The following is a 22,706-nucleotide window of genomic DNA, read 5'->3' on the forward strand; positions in this document are numbered from 1 at the left end:
AGCGCCTCGCATGAATCCATTCAGCCGCGACGCGCTTTCGACTGCGGCACACGGATCGTTTTGTTCAGCCAGGTCGTGCTGCACGCACCCAATCGAGTCGTGCGGCGGGGACAAGGCCGTAATTGTAAAAATTGATACCGTCGACGTCCGGCGCCAGCGCCGGTTTCACCTTGGCGGCGAGAATTTCAGGGCCTGCCATTTCCGGATAAAAGAGCCGGTAGCCGGCGCCGAGGAATTTCTCTGCCCCGAGCGCGGTGCGGCCAGCCGCCATAAGGCCCGTCACGTCGCCGGCCTGCATGTCGTAGGCACAAAGGATCGCCCCGTCGCAAACCTTGCCGAGCGCTGCCAGATCGCAGCCGCCGAGCCAGCCGTCTCGCAGGTCGATGACGAGGACACGGGTCCCCGGATCGGCAACCTCGCGCAGTTCGGCGACAAGACTGGTCACCGGCTCGAACCGCCACAACAGATAGGCGTGGAGATGCGGCCAGGGCAAAAAGGTGTCGAGGCCACTTGCGGGAAATTCTGGAAAGCGCCGTTCAGGCACCGCGCGCTCGCACGCCTCGGCAATCCACTGCTTGACGAGGTCACGCGCCGCCTGGCCTTCGATGCCGGCACAAGCGGCGCGGGCGAGGCAGGACGGACAGAAGCACAGCGACAGAAGAAAGTCGTCTTCCGGCGTCAGCCCGACACCATCCTTCTCATGATGGTATTCATGGGCAAAGCCCATGAAGGACGGGCTTTCAAGTTCGATTCTGTCGGGCTTATAAGTGTGCGTAACGTCGGCGACGAGCGCGCGGACATAAGCGCGCGCATCCGGATGCGACGGGCACAGATTGTAATAATTGGGATCGCCAAAGGCGTTGCGGGTGACGGCCTGCGGATAAAGCATGCCGAGGCGGGTATTGTGCAGGCAGACCGTCCAGCACGACACCTGGAGGCCGCCTGCCTCGCGCCGTTGGATAAGTTCGGCCAGAACGTCGCCACGTTCCGTGATCATTTCGGCCACCTTCGGCTGGATCACGAGATCGGCCCATCGGGCGGCGGTTGGCTTGAAGTAGATCGTGCCGTCCTCCGGGAAATAGGCTTTGCGGCGTGGGCTGCGCGGCTGCAGGAAGCGACCGGCATGATAGGAGGTCGCGAGACTGATCATGTTGAGCCTGGCGCGCTCGACGAGATCGCGTTCGACTGTCTCCAAGCCCAGATCCTGGACATCCCAGGGGTAGGTCCACATCGAAAGCTGCATGAAATATCCTCGGTTTTCTGCAATGGCGCCGTGAGCAAACGCCGGTTGGTTTCCCTGTCAGCCTTCCACCGGTTCGGCGATCTGCAAAAGGCAATCTCCTGCCTCGCACATCGTGTGCAGCCGGCGCGAAAGTACGATACCGCTTTCGGCGAAATGCAGGGCCTCCTCGGCCAGATCGAGCCGCTCGAGGTCGTGATACCAGCCGGCCAATTGTCCGGCGCTCACGCCGTCGCCGAGCCTGACGGCGGGTTCGAACCAGCCGCGGCGGGTGGCGTAGAGGCCCTGACTGTGCCGGGAAAGCGAGAGCAATCGCGTCGGCGCCGAAGGCTTCGACTCCGGCGCGAGAACCGGCGCCTCGACCACGCCGGTGGCGACCATCAGACTGTCGATCGCGCGAGCGGTAATCGCCATCGTATCGACTGTGGCAGTGCCGCCGCCGCCGAACTCGCCGCTGACGCCGATGGCACCGGCCCGGCGGGCTGCGCCCATCGAGGTTGGCGAGGCCTGACCATTGTTGGCCACGAACCCGTACGGCATGCCGAGCGCCCGCATCAGCTCCACCCCGCGCCCATGCCTGTCGGGATCGGTATTGCGCTCGATGAGCGCCGTGGGAAGATGCTCCATCGAGGTGCCGCCCGAATGAATATCGAAGATGACGTCGTGGCGGGGAAACAGTTCCGTCTCCAGGAAATTGGCAAGCCGGCTTGTCGGCGCGCCCGACGGATCGCCGGGAAAGGCGCGGTTGAGATTGCCGCCATCGAGCGGCGAACAGCGTTTGGCGGCCATGACCGCCGGTGCGTTCGCCATCGGCAGGACGGTGACGCGGCCCTTGAGCCGCTTGGGATCGAGCCGGCGGATCAGCTTTGCCAGCGACAGCTCGCCCTCATATTCGTCACCGTGATTGCCGGCCATCAGAAGCAGCGACGGGCCTTCACCGTTGCGTATGAGGCAGATCGGGACCTTGACCTGGAAATAGGGCGAACGGTCTATCGAGAACGGAATGCTGAGATAACCTGATGTCTTGCCGTCCCGGTCGAAGTCGAGCGTATGGGTGAGGCCGGTGTGCATGGCGGCAACTCAGGCGGCGGCGATCGCGGTGACCTCGATGCGTAGGTCGGGATCGGCGAGACGCGCCTCGACGCAGGCCCGCGCCGGCAGGCGTTGAGGATCCACCCAGGCATCGTAGACGCTGTTCATGGCGTCGAAGTCGCCGATCTGCGGCAGGAAGACGTTGACCGCCACAAGCTTTGACTTGCTGCTGCCGGCCTCGACCAAAAGCCCCTCGATCTTTGAGAGCACATCGCTGGTCTGGTCTTCGATGCCGGCCTTGCGATTGTCGGCTACCTGGCCTGCGATGTGGACGAGGCCGCCATAGACGACCGCCTGCGACATGCGGGAGCCGGACTGGAAATACTTGATCATATCGGATCCTTTCGAGGTTTCTTTGGGGCCGCCGCAAGCTCCGGTCAGCCGAAATAGGTGGGAAAGGCGTGGCGGACATGCCCGGCCGCGTCGACGCCGAAGATCACGCGATAGCGATCGAGGCAGGTGCAGGGATGGGAGATGCCGAATTCAACGACGTCGCCAACGGCAATGTCGTCGCCCGGCGCGATTGTCAGGAAGGCGTGCTGGTCGTTGAGCTTGAAGACCTCGGCGCGTGGTATCGGCAGCGGCTTCCCGGCCCGGAAGACCGCGAGCACCATCGGAAAGCCCTGATCGAACGACACGTCGCGCATGCCCATGCCGCATATCGCAAGGCCGGCCTCCGGCCGCGACAGCACCTCGGCCCACAGGCGCAAAGCCGGACGAAACGAATTTCGTGCGGAAGCACCGACGCCGCCGACCGCAAAACCCTTGCGGGCATCGAGTGCAACAAGCGAGCGGTCATAGATGCCATGGTCGTGGAAGAAGATGGCGCCGCTGCGCAACACCAGCGTCGCATTGCTGTCCCTGGAAACGGTGGGCGAAAGTGCTGCGACCACTTTGTCGAAGAACACAGAGCCGCCGGCCGTGACGACCAGCGGCACGTCGCCGCCGACGCGGGCGCGCAGCCGCAGGAACATGTCGGCGGTCATCGCCAGCAGAGCCGAGATCGCCGCATCAGTGCGGCCAGGATCGGGTTGCGCCGCGGCACCTTCGTAGGCTGCGACGCCGGCGATCAGCAGCCGTCCGCCGGCCGCATCAACTGCATCGGCGATCGCCTCGGCTTGCGTCGTGGTCCGCGCGCCTGCCCTCCCCGCACCGAGTTCGACGAGCACGCGCAACGGCGGCAGCATTCCATTGGCCCGCCAGGCTTCGGCGAGCGCTTTCACGGCAGCGACGGAGTCGGCGAAGACGAAGGGCTCGACGCCTGGCCAGGCGGCAACCAGCGCCGCGAGCCGGTTCGCACCTCCTGATCCACCAACCTCGTTGGCGATGATCAGTCGTGTGAGGCCGGCCCTGAGCATCACCGCGGCTTGTCTGATATCCGCGACGGTAGTTCCCCATGCTCCGGCCTCTACCAACGATCGGGCAAGGTCGGGCGCCATCGGGGTCTTGGCATGCGGCGCGATCATCGCGCCCTGTTCGCGCGCGTAGCGCAGAAACAGATCACTATTGGCGATGAAGGCCTCCTCGTCGAGGGTCAACACCGGCAACGACATGCGCCCGTCAGCCGGATGCCAGCGCTCAGATGCGACAAGGCTGCTGTCCAGCCCGAAGGTGCCGGGCGGCACGCCGCGGATGCGATCGTCGAGCAGGAAATTTTCACGGATCGCGAGCCCCGGCACGGGTGAGTTTTCGGTCATCCGATGCTAGTCCTTTCGCCTTCGCAGGATGAAGCCCGGATCGATTTCCGATGCCGGCCAAAGCAGAGGGATGCGTGTCAAAGCTTTACTCCGGACCGATCATCGATGCCCACCATCATCTTTGGGATCTCGGCCTCGGCCGCCACCCCTGGCTCGCCACAACGGCTGGCGAGCGCGGCGGCCTGGGCGAGCTTGGCCCGTTGCGGCGAAACTATCTTCCTGAGGATTATTTGCGCGACGCCAGCCGGCACAATGTCGTCGCCACCGTTCATGTCGAAGCCGGTTGGGCCGGGGACGACTGCGTCGGCGAAACGCGGTGGCTTGAAACGCTCGACAAGTCGCGGGGTGTGGCGGCCCGCTACGTCGTTCACGTCCCGCTGGCGAACCGCCAAGCGCCGGCGCTGGTCGAGGCGCAGGCGGCATTCGACCGTGTCGTCGGCGTGCGCGACATATTGAGCTGGGATCCAGATCCTGCCCGCCGTTTCGCTGCCCGTGACGGGATCATGAACGATCCGGCCTGGCGCGCCGGCCTGGCCCTGCTTGCCGGCCATCGGCTGGTCTTCGATCTGATGGTGTTTCCGCGCCAACTCGCTGGTGCCGCGCACCTCGCGGCCGCCTATCCGAACCAGCTCTTTGTTCTCAACCACTGCGGCAGCCCGATCGACCGTGACGCCGACGGAATGCGGACGTGGCGTGAAGCACTTCGGCTTTTGTCGGAGCGCGACAACGTCGCCATCAAGATATCGGATCTGGTCGCCTACGATCATGATTGGACGCTCGACAGCCTGAAGCCGGTTGTCATGCATTGCATCGACTGTTTCGGCACGCAGCGCGCGATGTTCGGCAGTGACTTCCCGGTGGCCGGTCTGCACGCATCGTTCGATGCCGTATATGACAGCTTCAAGGCCATTGCCGGGGAGCTTTCCGCAGACGAGCAGACGGCGTTGTTCTTCGACAATGCAAGGCGCATCTACCGGCTGGACGATATGTCATCGGCGGGCCTGCTCCCTGCCTGAGAGAAGCAGCAGCCCCAGGATCAGCGAACCGAACAGGATGCTGCGCCAGCCCGGCGATGCGTTGACGACGGTTATGAGAGCCGTGATCGTGACCAGCAGGATGGCGCCGGGGATGGTGCCGGCATAGGTGCCGAGCCCGCCGAGGATCGAGGTGCCGCCGAGCACCACGGCCGCAATCGAGGCGAGCAGATAGGGATCGCCGATCCCGACATAGCCTTGCCCGTTCATGCCGAGCACCAGCACGCCCGCAAGCCCTGAATTGAAGCCGCTGATGCCGTAGACCGCCAGCGTCGTCGAGGTTACTGGAACCCCCGACAGTGCCGCGGCGAGCGGATTGGCGCCCATGGCGAAGAGCCGTGCGCCAAAGGATGTGGCATGCATTGCGGCCAGAACGATCACGGAGACGGCCACCCACAAGAGCACACCTGCGGGAATACCGGCCGGCCGCGCATTGCCGAGCCAGCGGACCAGCGGGTTTTCGGCGGTCACGGCGCTGCCGCCGGCGATAATGATCAGCAGACCCTGCAGGAATGTCGCCATGGCCAGGGTCATGATCATCGGATGGACGCGCAACAGCGCCACGCCCAGCCCGTTCACCAGACCGATTGTCGTCGTCAGCGCAAGGACGGCAAGGACGGCGGTGAGCCCGGTCGGATCCCCCTGCCACGACAGCAGCGGCAGGCTGACGGCGCTCACTGTGACGATAGCCGCGACGGAAAGGTCGATGCCACCGGCAATCACCACGAAGGTCTGGCCCGCCGCAACCAGGCCAATTACCGCGGCCAGTTCGACCAGATAGCGCAAATGGCCATAGGCGCCGAAGCCACGCGAAACGAAGCTCGCGACGATCCACACCGCGGCAACGATGGCAACGGTGAGAAAAGGCCGGCTGCGCAGGATTGTCAGGGCGCGCCTGCCGCCTGCGCTCTCTTTCCATGCTGTCATTGCTGCACCTTGCGGAATTGCGGGGTGGCGACCGCCCCGATGATGATGAGACCTTGTGCGACATACTGGGCGACCGGCGTGAAGCCGAGGAAGAACATCACACTGATCATCAGGCTGAGCAGCAGGCTGCCGGCAAGAGCGCCGCGCATCGTGCCTTGACCGCCGAGGAAGCCGATGCCGCCGAGCACGGCGGCGGCGATGGAATTCAGCGTGAAGGCCGTGCCGATGACCGGATCACCCGAACCCGTTTGCGCGGCAACGAACAGACCGGCGCCTGTGCAAAGCAGGCCACTGATCGCGTAAGCCGCTATCCGTGCGCCATCGACCGGCACGCCGGAGCGATAGGCGCCGACGGGATTCTCGCCGGCAGCATAGAGGCTCAAACCAAGCGGCGTGGCGAGATAGAGCTTCCACAGAAGGACTATGAGCATCAGCAGCACGAAGGCTGCGGGCGTGTTGCCGGCAAGCAGGTCCGACAGCCATTCCGGAATGGCGCCGCCGGGTCTCGGCAGGATGAGCAGCGCAGCACCGCCGATGATGAAGGAGCCGGCGAGCGTCACCACGATCGCCGGCAACCGAAGTTTCACGACAATGAACCCGGTTGCGGCACCGATGCCGACACCGGTCAGCGCCACCGCAGCGGCACCGCCGGCTATGCCCAGCGGCCCGGTCATCGTCGTCGCGGCGATCACCGCGCCCAGGCTGACCATTGCGCCGATCGCCAGGCTGATGCCACCAGTGAGCATGAGGATCGCCTGGGCCATGGCGACCAGCGCCAGCGGAAACCAGCTCTGGGTGAATTTGGCGAAGCCGGAGGCGGTCAAGAGGCCAGGAAAGAGGAAGCCATAGGCGACGAGGAACGCCATAACCACGGCGAACAGGCTGCGCACGCCGACATTGCGGCGCAGTTGAACCGGCCAGTAGAGAGCGCCGGCTTGCCCTGAGGGAGCCACCGTATTCACGCCGCCACCTTTCGCTGTTCGGCGCCCATCGCGGCGGAAACGATCGCTTCCTCGCTCAGCGCGCCGCGCTTGAGCATGGCAACGATGTGACCCTCCCGGACCACCGCGACGCGGTCGCAAAGGTGCACCAGTTCGGGTGTGTCGGAACTGAGCAGCACGACCGCCTTGCCGGCGGCGGCGAAGTTGCGAAGCATCATGTAGATTTCGCGCTTGGTCTCGACATCGACGCCGCGCGTCGGGTCATTGAGGAGAAGCACAAGCGGGTCGTGCGGCATCCATTTCGCCAGCGCGACCTTCTGCTGGTTGCCGCCCGAGAGGGCCTGCGCCGGCCGGTCGAGGTCGCCCTTGATACCAAGCTGGGCAGCGAGACCTCTTGCCGTCTCGCGCTCGGCACGGCGGCTGCGCAGCTTCAGCGCCGGCAGTCTTGCGAAAGTGGGCAGCATCATGTTGGTGATGATGGAATGGATCAGGTGCAGGCCCTCGCGCTTGCGGTCGGCCGGGACATAGGCGAGGCCAAGCGCGTTGGCTTTCGGCACACCGCTGGGCAAACCCGAAGCCCCCTTAACGATCGCGGATGCCGTCCTGGCCGGAATGGCACCGTAGAGGCCGAGCAGCAAATCTTCCTGCCCTTGCCCGACCAGGCCTCCGATGCCAAGCACCTCACCCGTCCTGATGTCGAGATCGACGTCGCGCATCAGGCCGGCCGAAAAATTGCGAACCGAAATGGCGTTGGCAGCCGATGCCGAAGGCTGCCAATGCGGAAAGAGATCGCCGGGGTCGCGCCCGACCATCAGCCGTACCAGTCCTCTGGCGTCGGTTCCTTCCAGGGTGCGGTCCGCCGTGCAGGTGCCGTCCTTCAGGACGGTGACGTGCTGGCACAGCGCCATGACTTCGTTCAGCCGGTGCGAAATGTAGAGAATGGCGATGCCCTCGCCGCGCAGCCTCTCCAACAGGTCCGTCAGGACTTTCGTTTCGTTTGCCGAAAGCGACGAAGTGGGTTCGTCGAGAATGAGCACGCGCGGCCGGCGGTAAAGCGCCTTGGCGATCTCCACCATCTGCCGGCGGCCAAGCGACAATTGTCCGACCGGCATCGAGAGCGGTTCGTGAAGTCCGACAAGATCGCATGCTGCCCTGGCCCGCACTGCGAGTTCGGGATAGTCGAGCAAACCGAACCGGCGCGGATAGGCGCCAAGGCCGATGTTCTCGGCGATGGAGAGGCTGGCCGTCAGGCTGAGTTCCTGCTGGACGACGGCAATCCCTGCCTGTTGCGCATAGGCAGGGCTCATGCGCGGCACCGGGCGCCCATCGACCTCGATCGCCCCGCCGTCCGGGCGCAAGGCACCGGACAAAAGGTTGATCAGCGTCGACTTTCCGGCGCCGTTCTCGCCGAGCAGCGCATGCACGCGGCCCGGCTGGAGAGCGATGGAAACATCGCGCAGGACGGGATTGCCGAAGAAGGACTTCGACACCCCCCGCGCGGCAAGAAGCGGAGCCGTGGCCAGCACTTTCTGCGACCTTTCAGGCTTATTGCTCAGCCAGAAGTTTCTTGAACAACTCCTCGTCGTAGGGCGAATAGATATAGCCGTCGGCCGGAAAGTCGGCCGCCCGTGCGAGGTACTGATCGATATTGGAATTGTCGATCACCGGCAGCGGGATCTTGACAAAAGCCGGCACATCCTTGCCTTCCAGCGCCTGAACGGCGGTGTAGGTGGCGAAAGCGCCGAGCCAGTTCGGCTGCATGGTTGCCCAGCTCTTGAGGCCCTTTTCCTTCCAGAGTTCGAGGAATTGGCGGGCATTCTCGCCGGTGATCGGCACTTGTTCGCGGCCCTGCTTGTCGAGGGCGAGCACCGCGCCCGCCGACAAGGCGCCGCCGAGCGACAGTATCCCGTCGATCTCGGGATTGGCGAACAGCAGGCTGGTGACGGCTTCCTGTGCAGGCGCGACATTGTAGGGTGTATTGGTCTCGGCAAGGACCGTCACGTCAGGATGGGCTTTGAGCGCCGCGTCAGCGCCTTTGCGCCGATCGTCGCTGACCGAAACGCCGGCAGGGCCGTTGAGGATGAGGATCTTGCCCTTGCCGCCGATCGCGTCGATCAGGAACTTGGCCGCCTGATCGCCCCACTGGGCGGAATCGGTGTTGACCTTGGCGGTCACCTGGTCGGTGTCGACGAGGCTGTCGAAGTTGATGATGGCGATGCCCTTGGCGCAGGCGTCCGCCAGCACACGCGCCGGCGCGGTCGACGAGCCGGCAATCAGGATGATGGCGTCAACGTCGGAATCGATCATCGACTGGATCTGCTGGATCTGGACGTTTGCGTCGCCCTGGGCGTCGGTTACGACAAGCTTGTCGACCAGCCCCTGCTTCTTCAGGGTCTCGACCTCGGCTTCGATCGTGCCCTGTGTCTGCTTCATCCAGGTCGGCACTGAATAAATGTTGGCCCAGCCGATCGTGTACGGCGCCTTGCGGTCGCCCTTGATGCATTTGGCGGCCGCATTGGCCTGCGAACCGGCGCCGAGGCTTAGTAGGAGACCGAGGCAAAGGGCGCTGGCGGATGCGAAAAACGATGATTTCGTCATGATTGTTCCCTTCTGAGGTTATGCCTGGACGTGCGGGGTCCGGACGAGAAAACCCGCCGGTTGCCGCATCCGGAAACCGCCTGTTTTTCTCGTCAGAACGTTCTGCGCCTGGCTCGTTATTGTCTGATATTTCAGACAATTGGTCTGTATATCAGACAAATGGGATGCTAGACTGAGCCTTGACATCTTTCAAGCGTCTTGAGACGAGGGCCGAATTGATTTTTACGCGGATGCGGCCGACATGAGCGATGGAGCTACTGGTCTGATCGAAACGGAAGCCGGCGCCGAGCCGCGCAATGGCGAACGCCGCCGCGGCATCGACCGCGTCATCATGCTGCTGGAAGCGCTTTTGCGGCACCGCGCGCCGATGCGCGTCGGCGACATCGCCAAGATGATCGGCGCACCGCGTTCGACCACTTACGAAATCGTCAACAGCCTGCTCGAAGCCGAAATGCTCGAAAACGTCGGGACGGAAGGCTACGTCTATTTCGGTCGGGCTATGCATCTGTTCGGCTGGGCCTACTCGCATCACAACGCCCACTACCGGCGCATTATCGAGACGCTGGACAAGATGGCGGCGGAGACCGGCGAGACCGTGCAACTGTGCGGCCTGCGCGGAAACAAATATATCGTTCTCGATTGCCGGGACTCATCCGGCCCGTTCCGGATTTCAAGCGATGTCGGGGTCGAGGTGCCGATCCCTTGGACGGCGTCCGGGCGGCTCCTGCTCGGCCATATGAGCGAGGAAGAGCTGAAGGACTTCATCCCGCCTGGCGACTACAAGCTGCCCGACGGCCGCGTCATTGCGCCAGCCGAATTCTTCAGCGATGTCGCCCTGGCCCGCCGGCAAGGTTTCAGCGAGACCGTCGCCCTCGCCGACCGCTTCACGTGGTGCATGGCCGCGCCCATCCGCGATAGCTACGGCGCCATCAACAAGACTCTTTGCTTCGTGTTGCCGGTCGACACACCGGAAGCGCGGCGCAGCGAATTGCTTGCCCTACTGTGCGAACGCGCCCGTGGATTGTCGTTGGCGGGAAGCTAACGCATTTCGCCCAAAAGTGCGCAGCGGTTTTGGGATGACGACATGCATAAAAACAAAGAACTTAAACCGCGTCGCGTGAATTCCTTATGACGCGCTTTTTGAAGAATCGGCTCTGGCGCCTTCGCCAAGGGAGCGCGGAAAAAAATGGCCGGGCTCGAATACGGCCCGGTCAAAAGAAGGTTACAACCTTCAGAGGGGAATGCCGTTCAGGGGAATGGGAGGAAACCGCCGAACGGTGTTACCTGTTTGAGCTTGTTTGAGCGGGTTGGGGACGAACAAAATTCCAAAAGCCGGCGGGATAGCGAAAATTCCTGTTCTATTTGCTCTGACGTCTTCAGCCGGGTGATGCCCTTGTCTCAAGGAGATCGGCATAGTGCCGGCGCGCCACGTCAGGATGCGAGCGCAGGCGACTTTTCAGCACATTGGTGCCGACGTCGCGAAACAGCGGATTGTCCGGATCGCTCGCCGGTCCGCGCGCCTCGGCAGCCAGTTCTTCAGGCAGGGTCAGCAGCGGGATCGTCGCGTCGAGCCGGGCGCTGAAGAAGAACGGAACGGAAATCCGCTCGACACCGGCCGACGGCGTCACGACACGGTGAACCGTTGCCCTGAGATAGCCGTTCGATGCCAGTTCGAGGAGTTCGCCGATGTTGACCACCAGCGTTCCGGGGATCGGATCCACATTCACCCAGCTTCCGTCATATTCGACCTGCAGCCCCTTGTTGTCGTCCTGAAGCAGGAGCGTCAGGAAACCGCCGTCCTTGTGTGCGCCGACACCCTGGTCGCCGCCGGTTGTGTCGCGCCCGGGATAGCGCACGATCTTCATGCGATGGTTGGGCTCACCGCTATAGATCGGATCGAAAGCATCCTCGGCCTGGTCGAGCGACAGCGCGAAGGCCTTCAGCAGGCGGACTGCCACCGCCGTCGCCCTGGTCTGCCATGCCAGCAGTGCCGGCTTGAGTTGCGGCAGGGCCGAAGGCCATTGGTTCGGCCCTTGCAGCCGCGTCCAGGCAGGAATGCCCGGCCCCGACGCTCGACGCCGATGTCGAGCTGTTCGCGCCAATCGGCCTTGCCCCTGGTCAGTTCGCCACCGGTGCGCGTGTAGCCGCGGAATTGGGGGGACTTGACCATTTCGATGGCCAGCTTGTCGGCTTCCGGCAAGGCAAAGAACCGGCGCGAGGCGTCGAGCACCTCGTCGATCTCCACAGCCGAAATTCCATGGCCGCTGAGATAGAAGAAGCCGACATCGCGGGCCGCCGTGCGCAGATCGAACAGAAAGGTCCGACGCTCCGACGCGCCCTGTTCGAGACGGCTGAGATCGAGCACGGGTACAATCCTGGCCATGGTCAACCTCCTCCTGCCTCAGGCTTGGATCAGGCTTTTACGGTGACACGCAGGTTGTTGCGATCAAAGCAACGCTCGATCCAATCTCGATGCCATTGGCGGAAAGTCAGCGCTGCGTTTGGCGGCCGGCAGGCAAATAACGTCCGAACGGCTGTTCCATGGCGCACTCACGCCAAGGCGCTGCAATGTCATTGCATTAAAAGTTCTGCGGTCTCAGGTTCGCCCTCTCTTCATGAATTCGGCTCGATTGCGAACGCTCAGATCACACGACACGGCGACGACGCGCCATAGCCGCTTTCGGCCATCAGCGCGCGTCTTGACAAAATATTTTGTCAAGACGAAAATGAGTATGCTTGAGCTTTGACGGGCGGCCGAATCGGCTCGTAGTGCCGTCGTACCGCACCCGGCCCCGACCGTGAGGACGCCAAACCCTGAAAGGAGTTCCCATGCCGATCAAGAAAGATGAAACCGGAAAGCGTTGGGTCGAAATGGAGTTCATCACGCCCGGCACACCCGAGCAGGTGTGGCGGGCCATTGCGACGGGTCCCGGCAACACTGCCTGGTTCACAAAAACCACGATCGACGAACATGTCGGCGGCAGGCTTCATTTCGACTTCGGTCCCAATGGCGCGTCCACCGGCGAAGTGACGATTTGGGAGCCGCCGTTCCGTTTCGGCTATGTCGAACGCGACTGGAGCGAAGGCGCCCCGCCTGTCGCAACGGAGATCACCGTGACCAGCCGGTCGGGTGATCGTTGCGTTGTCCGCATGGTCCATTCGCTGTTTGCCTCGACCGACGATTGGGATGACCAGCTGGAAGGGTTCGAGAGCGGCTGGCCCGGCTTTTTCGAGGTGCTGCGCATTTACCTTTCGCATTTCGCCGGCGAAAACGCCGCCAGCTTCAGCGTCATGGCCCGCACGAAGGCCGACCAACTCTCGATTTGGAGGCAACTTACAGAGACGCTCGGACTGGCCGGCGCAAATGTCGGCGAGCGGCGGAATGGACCGCTGCAGCCGGAGAGACTATCCGGCATAGTCGAACGCGTGCGGCAGGACGACAAGCAGCGCTTCATCGCGCTGCGCCTGACTGCACCTGCTCCCGGCATTGCCCTGATCGGAACCTATGATATCGATGGCAGCGCAAATGCCAGCATGGCCCTGTATCTTTATGGCGACGACGCCGAACAGCGCGCCGCCGAGGGCGAGCCCAAGTGGCGGAACTGGTTTGGCGAAACCTTCAAGCATCCGGGCTGACGGATGCTACTGGATCGGCCGGCCAGAAGGTCGGCCGCCCGGGCAGCGCCCAACCATGGCGCATATGCAATGCATAGGGAGAGTGTGATGAAGGTCGCCAGGTGGGGCAACAGCCTCGCCATCCGTCTTCCCGCCGTTGTGGTCGAGGCCCTCGAACTCAGGGAAGGCGATGAGATTGCTGAAGCGGCTTCGCGCCTTCCGCGGCCGCCTTCCCGCCGATTTCAAGTTCGACCGGGATGAGGCGAATGCCCTCTAGCTTCTTCGACCGCAATTCGGCTGTCGGAACGATACTGCTGTGAAAGCGGCGCCCCGATCCGCTGACAGGACGCGTCAGTCGTGGAGTTCCCTCGAGATCGCCGGGCCGACTGAAAAATCGCTGAATGTGACTTCGAAACCTTCACGTTGCGGTGAACAGCACATCATGCCGACATCGACTGTTTTCGAGGGCGGGAAGTAGGCGAGCCGCACCGGCTTCCAGCGATGGTCGGAGGCATCGCGATACTGAACGCGGATTGTCTCGGCATGGCGGGTCAGCCGGATCCTGACTCCGTCCGGACCGGCCGGGATGCTGACCAACGACCAGTCGGAAGCATCATTGGTGACGACGACGGAAAAATAGGCGAGCCCGTCGGTGAACTCGATGCCAGCCTTGACCCAATGCGTCTCGCTCAGCCGGACCATCAAACCGGCCTGATCATAGAGCACCTTGTAGTCCCCCTTGACGGTGACCTCGGCGCTGAAATCGCCCTCGACCTGCCGGTAGAGGAAGTGGCCATTGTCACGCCAGAAGTCATAAAAAGTCTCGCGCCAGAAATCGGTTTCCTTGCCGGTCCGAACATGCACGGTGCTGTCGCCGAAGGCATGATGCGGTGGCGGGTTGAGCCAAGTCAGTTCTGCAGGCTGAGATGTCATCGACTTGTTCGCCTCGCCGGTTCGTGTTGCGTCATCCGCCTCTCATGCGACGAGGCGGATTTGTCTCTTTTACGCGCTCATTTCGGCGCTTGGTAAAGCTCGGACGCGGCCTCTCTCAGCGCGCGCCGGCTCTCCGGCCTGAAATACATCATGTGGCCGCCTTCCAGCAGTTCGAGGCGGATAGGCGTTGCGCCGGGAAGCGAAGGAACCTGGCCGACAAGATAGCGTGACACCAGATAGGGCGTCACCAGGTCGGTGTAGCCGTTGACGATCAAAACGCCGAGGCCGGGATTTAGCGCGCGCGCCTGCTGAAGGTCATCCATCACGCCGGTATAGCCCTGACGCGTCGGGCTCGTCCCGTAATCCCAATTTCCGCTGATTTCACGGTTGAGAAGCCGATAGCTTAGATCGGTACGGAATTTCAGTTCCTCCCTGACATAGCTGACAAAGGCGGAAGTGAGCGCCGGCACGCTTCGGTCGAGCACCGGATCAGGGCCGCTGGGCCTTGGACTTTCCGGGGCAACGTCTGCCGTTTCGATCGTGCCGTCATAGACGCTGAGAACATTGCCCCTTGCCCGCGCAAACTCCTTGGCGAAGAGCGCGGTGGGAATGCGTGCAAAGTTTCGTTTCACGACTTCGAGCGGCAGGCCGGTGATTTCAGCAACGCGCGGGCTCGCCAGACGCCCGCCCTGTTCGAGCCCGCTGGCAAGCGCGACGAGATAGTCGCCAAGCGCATAGCGTTCGACATCGGCCAACCGCTCCCGCAGTTCGGAACCGGTGACGCTTTGGCTGCGCAGGCGCACCGCCGCCAGCGACGGCAGCTCAAGCGCCCAGTGAAGCGGCTGGAACTCGTCGGGCCGCACGAGCGTGAATTCGAGCGCCGGCGAGATGAGCACGATGCCGCGAGGGCTGATGCCGATATCATCCTGGAGCGTCTTGGCAAGCAGTGCCGCCCGAAACCCGCCATAGCTTTCGCCGGCAAGAAACACCGGCGACGCTGTGCGGCCCGCCTGTGCCAGATAGAGCCGGATGAAGGCGCCCATCGCGGCGGCGTCCTGGTTGACGCCCCAGAAGCTGCGTGCCTCGGTGCCGGATGCTTCGCGGCTGTAACCGGTTCCGACGGGATCGACAAAGACCAGGTCGGTCATGTCGAGCCAGGTGTTCGGGTTGTCCAAAAGCCGCTGCGGCGGTGGGAGAAAACTTCCATCGGCCGCTGTCGCCATCACGCGTGGACCAAGCGCGCCAAGATGCAGATAGGCGGAAGCCGCTCCGGGACCACCGTTGAATACGAAAGTGATCGGGCGGCGGGGATCAGGTTCCCGGCTTGGCTCGGGACGCAGCGTGTAGGCGACATGAAAGATTTCCGCGGTGACGTCGCCCTTGCCGGATAGCAACGACAGCGTGCCGGTCCTTGCCTGATAGTTGAGCGTGCGTCCCGCGATCACGATCGAATGATCTGAGACCTGGGGCGGCGGGAGCAGCGACAGAACGCCGCCCGAAGGCGACGGCCGTTCGGCCACTTGCGCATGGCCGGCTGGAAGGCCGCCGACCAGCACCAGCATAGCAAGGGTGATTTCTAGGAGCTTGGTACGCATGGCGACTCCGCAGCGGAACGACTGCAAGCTACCACGCTGATGGCTCAGCCGAAATCACAGGACTGTGCACGCCCTCGCTGCTGGAAGGAGAGCAAGGCTTTCAACGCACGATCTTCACGCACATCGGCGTGCCGATATCGATAAACCGCCCGGTGTCGGCCAGCCGACCCGTGGCCGCATCGCGTGCGAAAATCGAGATGCGGTCGGCGTTCTGGTTGGCCGAGAAGAGATGGCGACCCGAGGGCGTCAGTGCCAGATTGCGCGGCGCAGCGCCCCCGCACGGCGCATGGTCGACCAGCGCAAGCGTGCCCGTCTGCTGGTCGACGGAAAACACCACGACACTGTCATGGCCGCGGTTGGAGCCATAGAGGAAGCGGCCGTCGGGCGATATCTGGATGTCGGCGCAATGATTGCCGTCGCGCGCCGCGGCCGGCACGGCCGGCTTCGTGTCGATCTCGGTGAGCCTGCCCGACGCTTCGTCCAGCGCAAGCGAGACCACCGTCGAATCCAGTTCGTTCATGACGAATACGAAGCGCCCGCCCGGATGCAGCGCCACGTGACGTGGCCCAGCGCCGGGCGCAAGCGCCGACTCCGCCAGTCTGGTCAGGCCGCCGTCCGGCCCGATGCGGTACGCGACAAGCCGATCGATGCCGAGATCGGCGACCATCGCCACGCCACCGGCAATCGTCTCGGTGACGCTGTGGGCATGGGGACGTTCCTGACGAACTGCGTCGGGACCAGTTCCGCTATGGGCGACGCTCGACAACGGCGCGGTCAAGCCGCCATCGTCGCGCAATCCGTAGACGACGAGCGAGCGATCGGGGCCGCCTTCGCCCATGCCGTAATTGGCGACCAGGAGCTTCGTCCCGTCGCGCGTGACGGTGTTGTGCGCCGTGATGCTGCCAAGCGTCGGCTGCTTGTTGATGTAGGAGAGCGCGGCGGTTTGCCTGTCGAAATGGTAGGCCGAAACCACGCCTTCGCGCCAGGTGAACACTTCGGAGTTGGCATAGACATGTGACCCGTCCGGCGTCACCGACAGGAAGGTCGGATTGTCGACGTCACCCGTCTCGGCCAGTTTCCTCGTCTCCAGCGTTTCTTCGTCGAAACTGTAGACACCGAGCCCAACGCCGCGCGCGCCCTGAAAATAAGGCGCCTCGCGGTTGAGGCTGCCGACGAAGACCAGACAGGCGTCCTGCATCGAAATCCCTTTTTCCGCCGGCACCCAGCCGCAGCGGATCGCGGCAAATTTCGCCTGTTCACGCTTGAAACACAATCCCATATGTGAAAATACTATTCACTAGAGAAGATCGACGCGGACCGATCGTGCAATCCAATCTCGACACAAAACCTCAATACAAGGAGATGGGCTGATCCGCGCCAGCTATGAGGTCTTCAAGAGTGAAGGAGAGCTCGTGCTTTATTGCCAGCTCCTGCAGACGGTGAAGTGCCGGAATCCGGCCGATTTCGCCGGCAAGACGGAGACATAGGCGATGGCTGCCATCGCCGAATTGCCGCTGACCGGGCTCGTCGTCGTCGACATGAGCCAGTTCCTGTCCGGGCCCTACTGCTCGCTGCGGCTGCTCGACCTTGGCGCCCGCGTCATCAAGATCGAGCGCCCCGATGGCGGTGACCTGTCGCGCCGACTCTATCTCAGCGACACCGAGATCGGCGGCGATTCCACCATCTTCCACGCCATCAACCGGGCCAAGGAAAGCTTTGCCATCGACCTCAAGGAAGCGGCCGATCTGGCGGCGCTGCGCGGCCTGCTGGCCAAGGCCGACGTGTTGATCCAGAATTTCCGGCCCGGCGTCATCGAGCGCCTTGGCCTTGACTACGAGGCGGTGCGCAAGATCAATCCACGCCTGGTCTATGCCTCGATCAGCGGCTATGGCGAAGAAGGCCCTTGGGTCAAGCGCCCCGGGCAGGATCTGCTGGCGCAGGCGTGATGTGGCTGAACGGCGACGAGGACCAGGGTCCGGTGCCCTTCGGCCTGGCGATTGCCGACATGCTGGCAGGCGCCGCCGCCGCGCAAGGCATCCTTGCCGCACTGGTGCGGCGCGGCCTGACCGGCACCGGCAGTCATGTCGAGACCAGCCTGCTCGAAGCGCTGGTCGACTTCCAGTTCGAGGTGCTGACCACGCATCTCAATGACGGACGCCGCCTGCCACGGCGATCGGCGTTCCGCAGCGCCCATGCCTATCTGTCGGCGCCTTACGGCGTCTATCCGGCCAAGGACGGCTATCTGGCGATTGCCATGACGCCGATCCCGAAGCTGGCCGACCTTTTGGCACTCGAACAGCTTGCGCCCTATCGCGATCAGCCGTCGACCTGGTTCACCGCCCGCGACGAGATCAAGGCGATCATTGCGCAAAAAATCGCGACGAAAACCGTTGACGATTGGCTTGCCATCCTCGAGCCCGCCGACATCTGGTGCGCCAAGGTGCTGACCTGGCCGGAAATGATGGCCAGCGAAGGTTTTCAGGTGCTCGACATGCTGCAGACCGTGACGCGCGAGGATCACGTCTCGATCCTCACCACGCGTTCGCCGCTGCGGGTCGATGGCGTCCGCGCCAAGGTCGAGCGGGCGGCGCCGCGCATCGGCGAGCACAGCGCAAAGATCCGCGAAGAATTCGGGCTGTGAGCGACGTGACGCTCAAAGGCATGACCTGGAGCCATCCGCGCGGCTACGACCCGATGGTCGCCTGTTCGGGACTGTGGAAGCAGCAGACCGGCGTCACCATCGAATGGGACAAGCGCTCGCTGCAGGATTTCGAATCGTTTCCGGTCGAGGACCTGGCCCGTGCCTACGATTTGATCGTCATCGATCATCCGCATGTCGGCCAGATCACCGCCGAGACTTGTCTGGCGCCGCTCGACATTGTGGGGCGTGAAGAGGAACGCGCGGCATTGGCGGCAGGCAGCGTCGGCCAGTCCTATCCTAGCTACAACTGGCAAGGCCGGCAGTGGGCGTTTCCGATCGACACGGCCAGCCAGGTGCAGGCGTGGCGGCCGGACATGCTTTCCGCCGCGCCGGCGAACTGGTCCGAGGTGCTCGACCTGGCGCGGCAAGGCCGCGCGTTGCTGCCGCTCAGGCCGCCGCATTCGCTGATGGTGTTCTACACGCTTGCCGGCAATCTCGGCAGGCCCGCCGTCGAAGAGCCTGGCGACCACATAAACCCTGACATCGGCGGCCGCGTTTTCGAGATGATGCGCGAGATCGCGGCTCTCGTCGATCCGACCTGCCTTGGCATGGACCCGATCGGCGTCCTGGAGGAGATGGCCAGCTCCGGCACGCGGATCGCCTGCGCGCCGCTGATCTACGGCTACGTTTCCTATGCCATCGCCGGATTCCACAGCAGCCGCCTTGCCTTCGCCGACATTCCGCCTGCCGGCGACGCCGGTGTAGTCGGGTCGGCGCTCGGCGGAACCGGCATTGCCGTGTCGGCCTTTTCGAAGGCCACGCAAGAGGCCATCGACTTTGCCTATTGGATCGCCAGCGGCGAGGTGCAGCGCGGCCCCTATGCGTCGGCCGGCGGCCAGCCCGGCCATGCCGCAGCCTGGGACGATGCCGCCGTCAACGCAGCCGCCGGCAATTTCTACAAGGACACCCGCGCCACGCTCGAGAGGGCCTGGGTCAGGCCACGCCACGATGGCTACATGGCCTTCCAGCAGGCGGCCTCCGATCGTATCAATCTCGGCCTGACCGAAAGGCACGATGCCGGCCGCGTCGTCGCCGATCTCAATCGCCTGTTTGTGAAGAGTCTCCGGCACCCGGCGCTGAGATGAGGCAGAGTTCGCTAACTTCTCACAAATTCCACAGCCGCTTCGCATTGGCGGAGAGCAGCTTTTGCCGTTCATCGATGCTTGCTCCGGCAAGCAGCGCATGCGTCGCCGCAATCCAGGCCGCGAGCCCGCCGCCAAGCGTGCAGACCGGCCAGTCGCTGCCCCACACGACCCGGTCCCAGCCAAAGCATTGGATGGTGTGCTCGACATAGGAACGCAGCGTTTCGACAGTCCAGGATCCAGCGTCCGCATAGGCGACCACACCGGAAATTTTGCCGACGACGTTCGGGCGCCGCGCGATCTCCGCCATATGCTCGCGCCAGGGATGCTCACTGCTGCCCTTGATGTCGGGCACGCCGCAATGGTCGAGCACGAACTGCACGTCCGGCGCGAGGTCGGCAAGCGCAATCGCCTTGGGGATCTGATGCGGCAAGACGACGAGGTCGAAGGTCAGTTTGGTGCCGGCAAGCCGCTTGATGTTTTCGCGAAACAGCGCGCCTTCCGAAAGCTCGTCCGGCACGACGTGGAGCACACGGCGAAAACCCCTGACGAAAGGATCGGCGCGCTGGCGCTCGAGATAGGCGGCAAAGCCCGGCTCTTCCGGACGGCAGGAGGCTATTGCCCCGCGCAGCAAGCTGTCCTTCTGGTGTGACAGCGCCATTACGTGACTGGTCTCAGCCTCGATATCGGCTGGATCGACATCGACCTCCATGTGCAACGCGCCCTCTATGCCGGCGCGGCGAGCCTGGACTGCATATTCGTCGTAGGGGAAATCGCGGTTTAGTGCCGGCACGCCGGAGAGCCAAGGATAGCGCAGCGCCGACTGGTCGATCAGATGCAGATGGGTATCGAAGATCATGATGGCGCGCTCCTCCTTCGCCGTTTCAAAATCATCTCACGCAGAAATTGTTCAATCAGTCGCCTGCTTGGCAGCGGCTCCCGCCAGCTGCGACAGCTTTTCGGCGGCTGCCAGCAACAGTTCTATGGTCCTCGTAATGTCGGGCGCCCTGGGTGCGTTGATCAGGGTTATGTAGGGGATCGACAGCACGGCGATCGCCCTGCCGTCCGAGCCAAGCACGGGTGCCGACAGGTTGAATACACCGGCGGTCTGCATCGATGCCATCATTTCATAGCCGCGTTGTCGGATCTGGTCGAGACGGGCAAAGAAGTCCGGCGATTGAGGCGGCTTGTGGGCGCTGCGCAGATGTTCGGAGATCATCATCCGCCGCTCTTCCGGCGAGCGGAACGCCAGCAGCACATGTCCGGAGCCGGTGTCGAACAGGCTGACATGGGCGCCGACACGAATGGAGATGCCCCAATAGTCCGGCGCCTCCTGCTGGGCGATTACCACGGCAGAACCGCGGTCGAAGACGACAAGCTGGTTTGACTGCTGCGACGTTTCGGCAAGTTCGCGCATCAGCGGCGTCGCATAGGAAACCAGCCGCCGCACCGGCGCGTGCAGCTGCGCCAGGCCAAACAGCTTGAGCGTCAGCGAGTAGCGGTCGCCATCCAGCCGCGTGACGTAGCCGCGCCGCACCAGCCGGTCCAGCATACGGTAGAACTCGTTGGGGCTGCGGTCGAGCTTCTTGGCGATTTCCGCCTGCGTCAGGCCGCCATCGACGCCGGCCAGAAGCTCCAGGATGTCGAGACCCTTGTCGAGCGCCGGCGCGCGATAGCGGTCATCGTCCTCGTCCTCCGCCATAGTCACTCCCCGTGGTCAGCATCCGAAGGACCATCGGCTTGGCGATTGTGTAAATTATTTGTTTGTATGTAAATAGTGGGCAGATCACCGCCGGTGCAACGCAACGCATCGCGGCATTCATAACGACGATAGTGAAACAGGAGCCGGACATGCAGCGGATGGCAATGGTGCTCGGCCTCAAGCCGGAAAAGGTCACCGAATATGTGCGGCTTCACGCAGCCGTCTGGCCTGAAGTGCTGGCGATGATTTCCGCCTGCAACATCAGGAACTATTCGATCTATCTCAAGGAGCCGGAGCACCTCTTGTTCAGCACTTTCGAGTACCACGGCACCGACTATGCCGCCGACATGGCGAAGATGGCCGCCGATCCCAAGACGCAGGAATGGTGGGCGCTGTGCATGCCTTGCCAGGAGCCGCTGCCGACCCGCAAGGAGGGCGAATGGTGGGCATCGATGGACGAAGTCTTCCATCATGACTGACGGCGTTTTCGACCCAGCCTGGCTCTCCCAGTCCTGGGCGAAGCCATCGAAGCCGCGGCCGATCGTGATTTTCGGCGCCGGCTCGATCGTCGGCGACGCGCATTTCCCGGCCTATCGGAAAGCCGGCTTTCCGGTCGCCGGGCTTTTTGATCCCGACCACGCCAAGGCGGAAAAACTCGCGGCCAACTGGGGCGTCACCGCTTACCGGTCGATCGAGGAGGCTACGTCAATCGACGGCGTCATCTTCGACCTGGCGACGCCGCCGGCTCATCATGCCGGCGTGCTCAGGGCGTTGCCCGACGGCGCCGTAGCGCTGATCCAGAAGCCGATGGGCAGCGACCTCACCGAGGCGAGCGAGATCCTCGAAACCTGCCGCGCCAAAAACCTGAAAGCGGCGGTGAATTTCCAGCTTCGCTTCGCACCGATGATGCTGGCGCTGAAGGATGCGATCGCCAGGGGCTGGCTGGGCGACGTCGTCGACTTCGACGCCTGGCTGGCGCTGGCGACACCCTGGCAGCTGTGGGAATTCCTGCTGAAGGCGCCGCGCGTCGAGATCGCCATGCATTCGATTCATTATCTCGACCTGATCCGGCAATTGCTCGGCGATCCCAGGGGGATTCACGCCAAGACGCTCGGTCATCCCGACCATAAGGTCGCGCAAACCCGCACCAGCGCGATCCTCGACTATGGCGACACAGTGCGCTGTGCGCTGTCGATCAATCATGATCATAAATTTGGCCGAAAACACCAGGCCTGCGAGTTCCGCATCTGCGGAACCGAGGGCGCCGCCTATCTCAAGCTCGGGCTCAACCTCGACTATCCGCGCGGCGAGCCCGATATCCTTGAAATCTATCCGAAGGGCGGCTCAGACTGGGTCACGGTGCCGCTCGTCGGCGAATGGTTCCCGGACGCCTTTGTCGGCCGCATGGCCAATGTCCAACGCCACGCATCAGGCGAAGACGCCGAGCTTGTCAGTTCCGTCGAGGACGCCTGGAATACCATGGCGCTGGTCGAAGCTGCCTACCAATCGAGCGCGGCACCGGCAACACCGATCGCGGCGAGGCCCTGAC

The 22,706-nt window shown here is 63.4% G+C and carries 19 protein-coding genes and 4 pseudogenes; 9 read left to right on the forward strand and 14 right to left on the reverse strand.

Translation table 11 applies throughout. The annotated features are described in order from the left end of the window. Positions 1-64: 64 nt before the first annotated feature. Genes BLT09_RS23325 through BLT09_RS23340 form a run of 4 tightly spaced genes read right to left on the reverse strand, consistent with a single transcriptional unit; the run spans position 65 to position 4,029 of the window. Positions 65-1,243, reverse strand: a complete 1,179-nt coding sequence (locus BLT09_RS23325; protein WP_091597253.1) for a hypothetical protein — start codon at positions 1,241-1,243, stop codon at positions 65-67. A 57-nt stretch (positions 1,244-1,300) separates the two neighbouring features. Next, the gene (locus BLT09_RS23330) at positions 1,301-2,311 is read right to left on the reverse strand and encodes a succinylglutamate desuccinylase/aspartoacylase family protein (RefSeq protein WP_091597256.1); all 1,011 of its coding nucleotides are present in this window, start codon (positions 2,309-2,311) and stop codon (positions 1,301-1,303) included. A gap of 9 nt (positions 2,312-2,320) precedes the next feature. Next, positions 2,321-2,665, reverse strand: coding sequence for a RidA family protein (locus BLT09_RS23335; RefSeq protein ID WP_091597258.1), 345 nt, complete (start codon positions 2,663-2,665; stop codon positions 2,321-2,323). A gap of 44 nt (positions 2,666-2,709) precedes the next feature. Further along, complete coding sequence (locus tag BLT09_RS23340; RefSeq protein ID WP_091597261.1) at positions 2,710-4,029, reverse strand: alanine racemase; 1,320 nt, start codon at positions 4,027-4,029, stop codon at positions 2,710-2,712. Between the two features lie 74 nt (positions 4,030-4,103). On the opposite strand from BLT09_RS23340, the gene BLT09_RS23345 reads away from it, so the two are divergent. Next, complete coding sequence (locus tag BLT09_RS23345; RefSeq protein WP_091597505.1) at positions 4,104-5,045, forward strand: amidohydrolase family protein; 942 nt, start codon at positions 4,104-4,106, stop codon at positions 5,043-5,045. Here the strand turns inward: BLT09_RS23345 and BLT09_RS23350 are convergent. Genes BLT09_RS23350 through BLT09_RS23365 form a run of 4 tightly spaced genes read right to left on the reverse strand, consistent with a single transcriptional unit; the run spans position 5,019 to position 9,529 of the window. Beyond that, entirely contained in the window at positions 5,019-5,990 is a 972-nt protein-coding gene (locus tag BLT09_RS23350) for an ABC transporter permease (protein ID WP_208602530.1), read from the reverse strand. The genes BLT09_RS23345 and BLT09_RS23350 overlap by 27 nt on opposite strands. Further along, entirely contained in the window at positions 5,987-6,943 is a 957-nt protein-coding gene (locus tag BLT09_RS23355; protein WP_413468425.1) for an ABC transporter permease, read from the reverse strand. The genes BLT09_RS23350 and BLT09_RS23355 overlap by 4 nt, the downstream gene beginning before the upstream one ends. Positions 6,944-6,948: 5 nt before the next feature. Beyond that, positions 6,949-8,457 carry a sugar ABC transporter ATP-binding protein gene (locus BLT09_RS23360; RefSeq protein ID WP_091597267.1) on the reverse strand — a complete coding sequence of 503 codons (1,509 nt, stop codon included), beginning with the start codon at positions 8,455-8,457 and terminating at the stop codon, positions 6,949-6,951. A gap of 19 nt (positions 8,458-8,476) precedes the next feature. Next, positions 8,477-9,529 carry an ABC transporter substrate-binding protein gene (locus BLT09_RS23365; protein ID WP_091597270.1) on the reverse strand — a complete coding sequence of 351 codons (1,053 nt, stop codon included), beginning with the start codon at positions 9,527-9,529 and terminating at the stop codon, positions 8,477-8,479. 241 nt (positions 9,530-9,770) lie between these two features. Between BLT09_RS23365 and BLT09_RS23370 the strand changes: the two genes are divergently transcribed. After that, positions 9,771-10,571, forward strand: coding sequence for an IclR family transcriptional regulator (locus tag BLT09_RS23370; RefSeq protein WP_091597273.1), 801 nt, complete (start codon positions 9,771-9,773; stop codon positions 10,569-10,571). Positions 10,572-10,905: 334 nt separating this feature from the next. Here the strand turns inward: BLT09_RS23370 and BLT09_RS23375 are convergent. Then, positions 10,906-11,912, reverse strand: a pseudogene (locus tag BLT09_RS23375) (isopenicillin N synthase family dioxygenase). 446 nt (positions 11,913-12,358) lie between these two features. On the opposite strand from BLT09_RS23375, the gene BLT09_RS23380 reads away from it, so the two are divergent. Both BLT09_RS23380 and BLT09_RS23385 read left to right on the forward strand, forming a co-directional pair. Next, the gene (locus BLT09_RS23380) at positions 12,359-13,165 is read left to right on the forward strand and encodes an SRPBCC family protein (RefSeq protein WP_091597276.1); all 807 of its coding nucleotides are present in this window, start codon (positions 12,359-12,361) and stop codon (positions 13,163-13,165) included. An 87-nt stretch (positions 13,166-13,252) separates the two neighbouring features. Beyond that, positions 13,253-13,421: pseudogene (locus BLT09_RS23385) on the forward strand (AbrB/MazE/SpoVT family DNA-binding domain-containing protein). A gap of 74 nt (positions 13,422-13,495) precedes the next feature. Here BLT09_RS23385 and BLT09_RS23390 read toward each other — a convergent pair. From BLT09_RS23390 to BLT09_RS23400, 3 genes are all read right to left on the reverse strand, one after another. After that, complete coding sequence (locus tag BLT09_RS23390) at positions 13,496-14,077, reverse strand: DUF1349 domain-containing protein (RefSeq protein WP_091597278.1); 582 nt, start codon at positions 14,075-14,077, stop codon at positions 13,496-13,498. A gap of 77 nt (positions 14,078-14,154) precedes the next feature. Then, a complete protein-coding gene (locus BLT09_RS23395) occupies positions 14,155-15,672 on the reverse strand; it encodes a S10 family peptidase (protein ID WP_091597508.1) in 1,518 nt (505 codons plus the stop codon). Positions 15,673-15,772: 100 nt separating this feature from the next. Beyond that, complete coding sequence (locus BLT09_RS23400) at positions 15,773-16,870, reverse strand: lactonase family protein (protein ID WP_091597511.1); 1,098 nt, start codon at positions 16,868-16,870, stop codon at positions 15,773-15,775. A 149-nt stretch (positions 16,871-17,019) separates the two neighbouring features. On the opposite strand from BLT09_RS23400, the pseudogene BLT09_RS35070 reads away from it, so the two are divergent. The 3 genes and pseudogenes from BLT09_RS35070 to BLT09_RS23415 form a co-directional block, all read left to right on the forward strand. Further along, positions 17,020-17,159: pseudogene (locus tag BLT09_RS35070) on the forward strand (amine oxidase); the annotation flags it as partial. A gap of 3 nt (positions 17,160-17,162) precedes the next feature. Further along, positions 17,163-18,313 (forward strand): annotated as a pseudogene (locus BLT09_RS23410) (CaiB/BaiF CoA transferase family protein). Further along, a complete protein-coding gene (locus BLT09_RS23415; RefSeq protein WP_091597281.1) occupies positions 18,310-19,458 on the forward strand; it encodes an extracellular solute-binding protein in 1,149 nt (382 codons plus the stop codon). The pseudogene BLT09_RS23410 and the gene BLT09_RS23415 overlap by 4 nt, the downstream one beginning before the upstream one ends. A gap of 19 nt (positions 19,459-19,477) precedes the next feature. On the opposite strand, the gene BLT09_RS23420 is transcribed toward BLT09_RS23415, so the two are convergent. Together BLT09_RS23420 and BLT09_RS23425 are read right to left on the reverse strand one after the other, a co-directional pair. After that, positions 19,478-20,314, reverse strand: a complete 837-nt coding sequence (locus tag BLT09_RS23420; protein ID WP_091597284.1) for an amidohydrolase family protein — start codon at positions 20,312-20,314, stop codon at positions 19,478-19,480. 51 nt (positions 20,315-20,365) lie between these two features. Then, complete coding sequence (locus tag BLT09_RS23425; RefSeq protein ID WP_091597287.1) at positions 20,366-21,157, reverse strand: IclR family transcriptional regulator; 792 nt, start codon at positions 21,155-21,157, stop codon at positions 20,366-20,368. 149 nt (positions 21,158-21,306) lie between these two features. Between BLT09_RS23425 and BLT09_RS23430 the strand changes: the two genes are divergently transcribed. Next, entirely contained in the window at positions 21,307-21,636 is a 330-nt protein-coding gene (locus tag BLT09_RS23430) for an L-rhamnose mutarotase (protein WP_091597514.1), read from the forward strand. Further along, complete coding sequence (locus BLT09_RS23435; protein WP_091597291.1) at positions 21,629-22,705, forward strand: Gfo/Idh/MocA family protein; 1,077 nt, start codon at positions 21,629-21,631, stop codon at positions 22,703-22,705. The genes BLT09_RS23430 and BLT09_RS23435 overlap by 8 nt, the downstream gene beginning before the upstream one ends. Position 22,706: the final 1 nt, after the last annotated feature.

Origin of the sequence: Mesorhizobium muleiense (assembly GCF_900099905.1) — a bacterium.
GTDB classification, from domain to species: Bacteria; Pseudomonadota; Alphaproteobacteria; order Rhizobiales; family Rhizobiaceae; genus Mesorhizobium; species Mesorhizobium muleiense.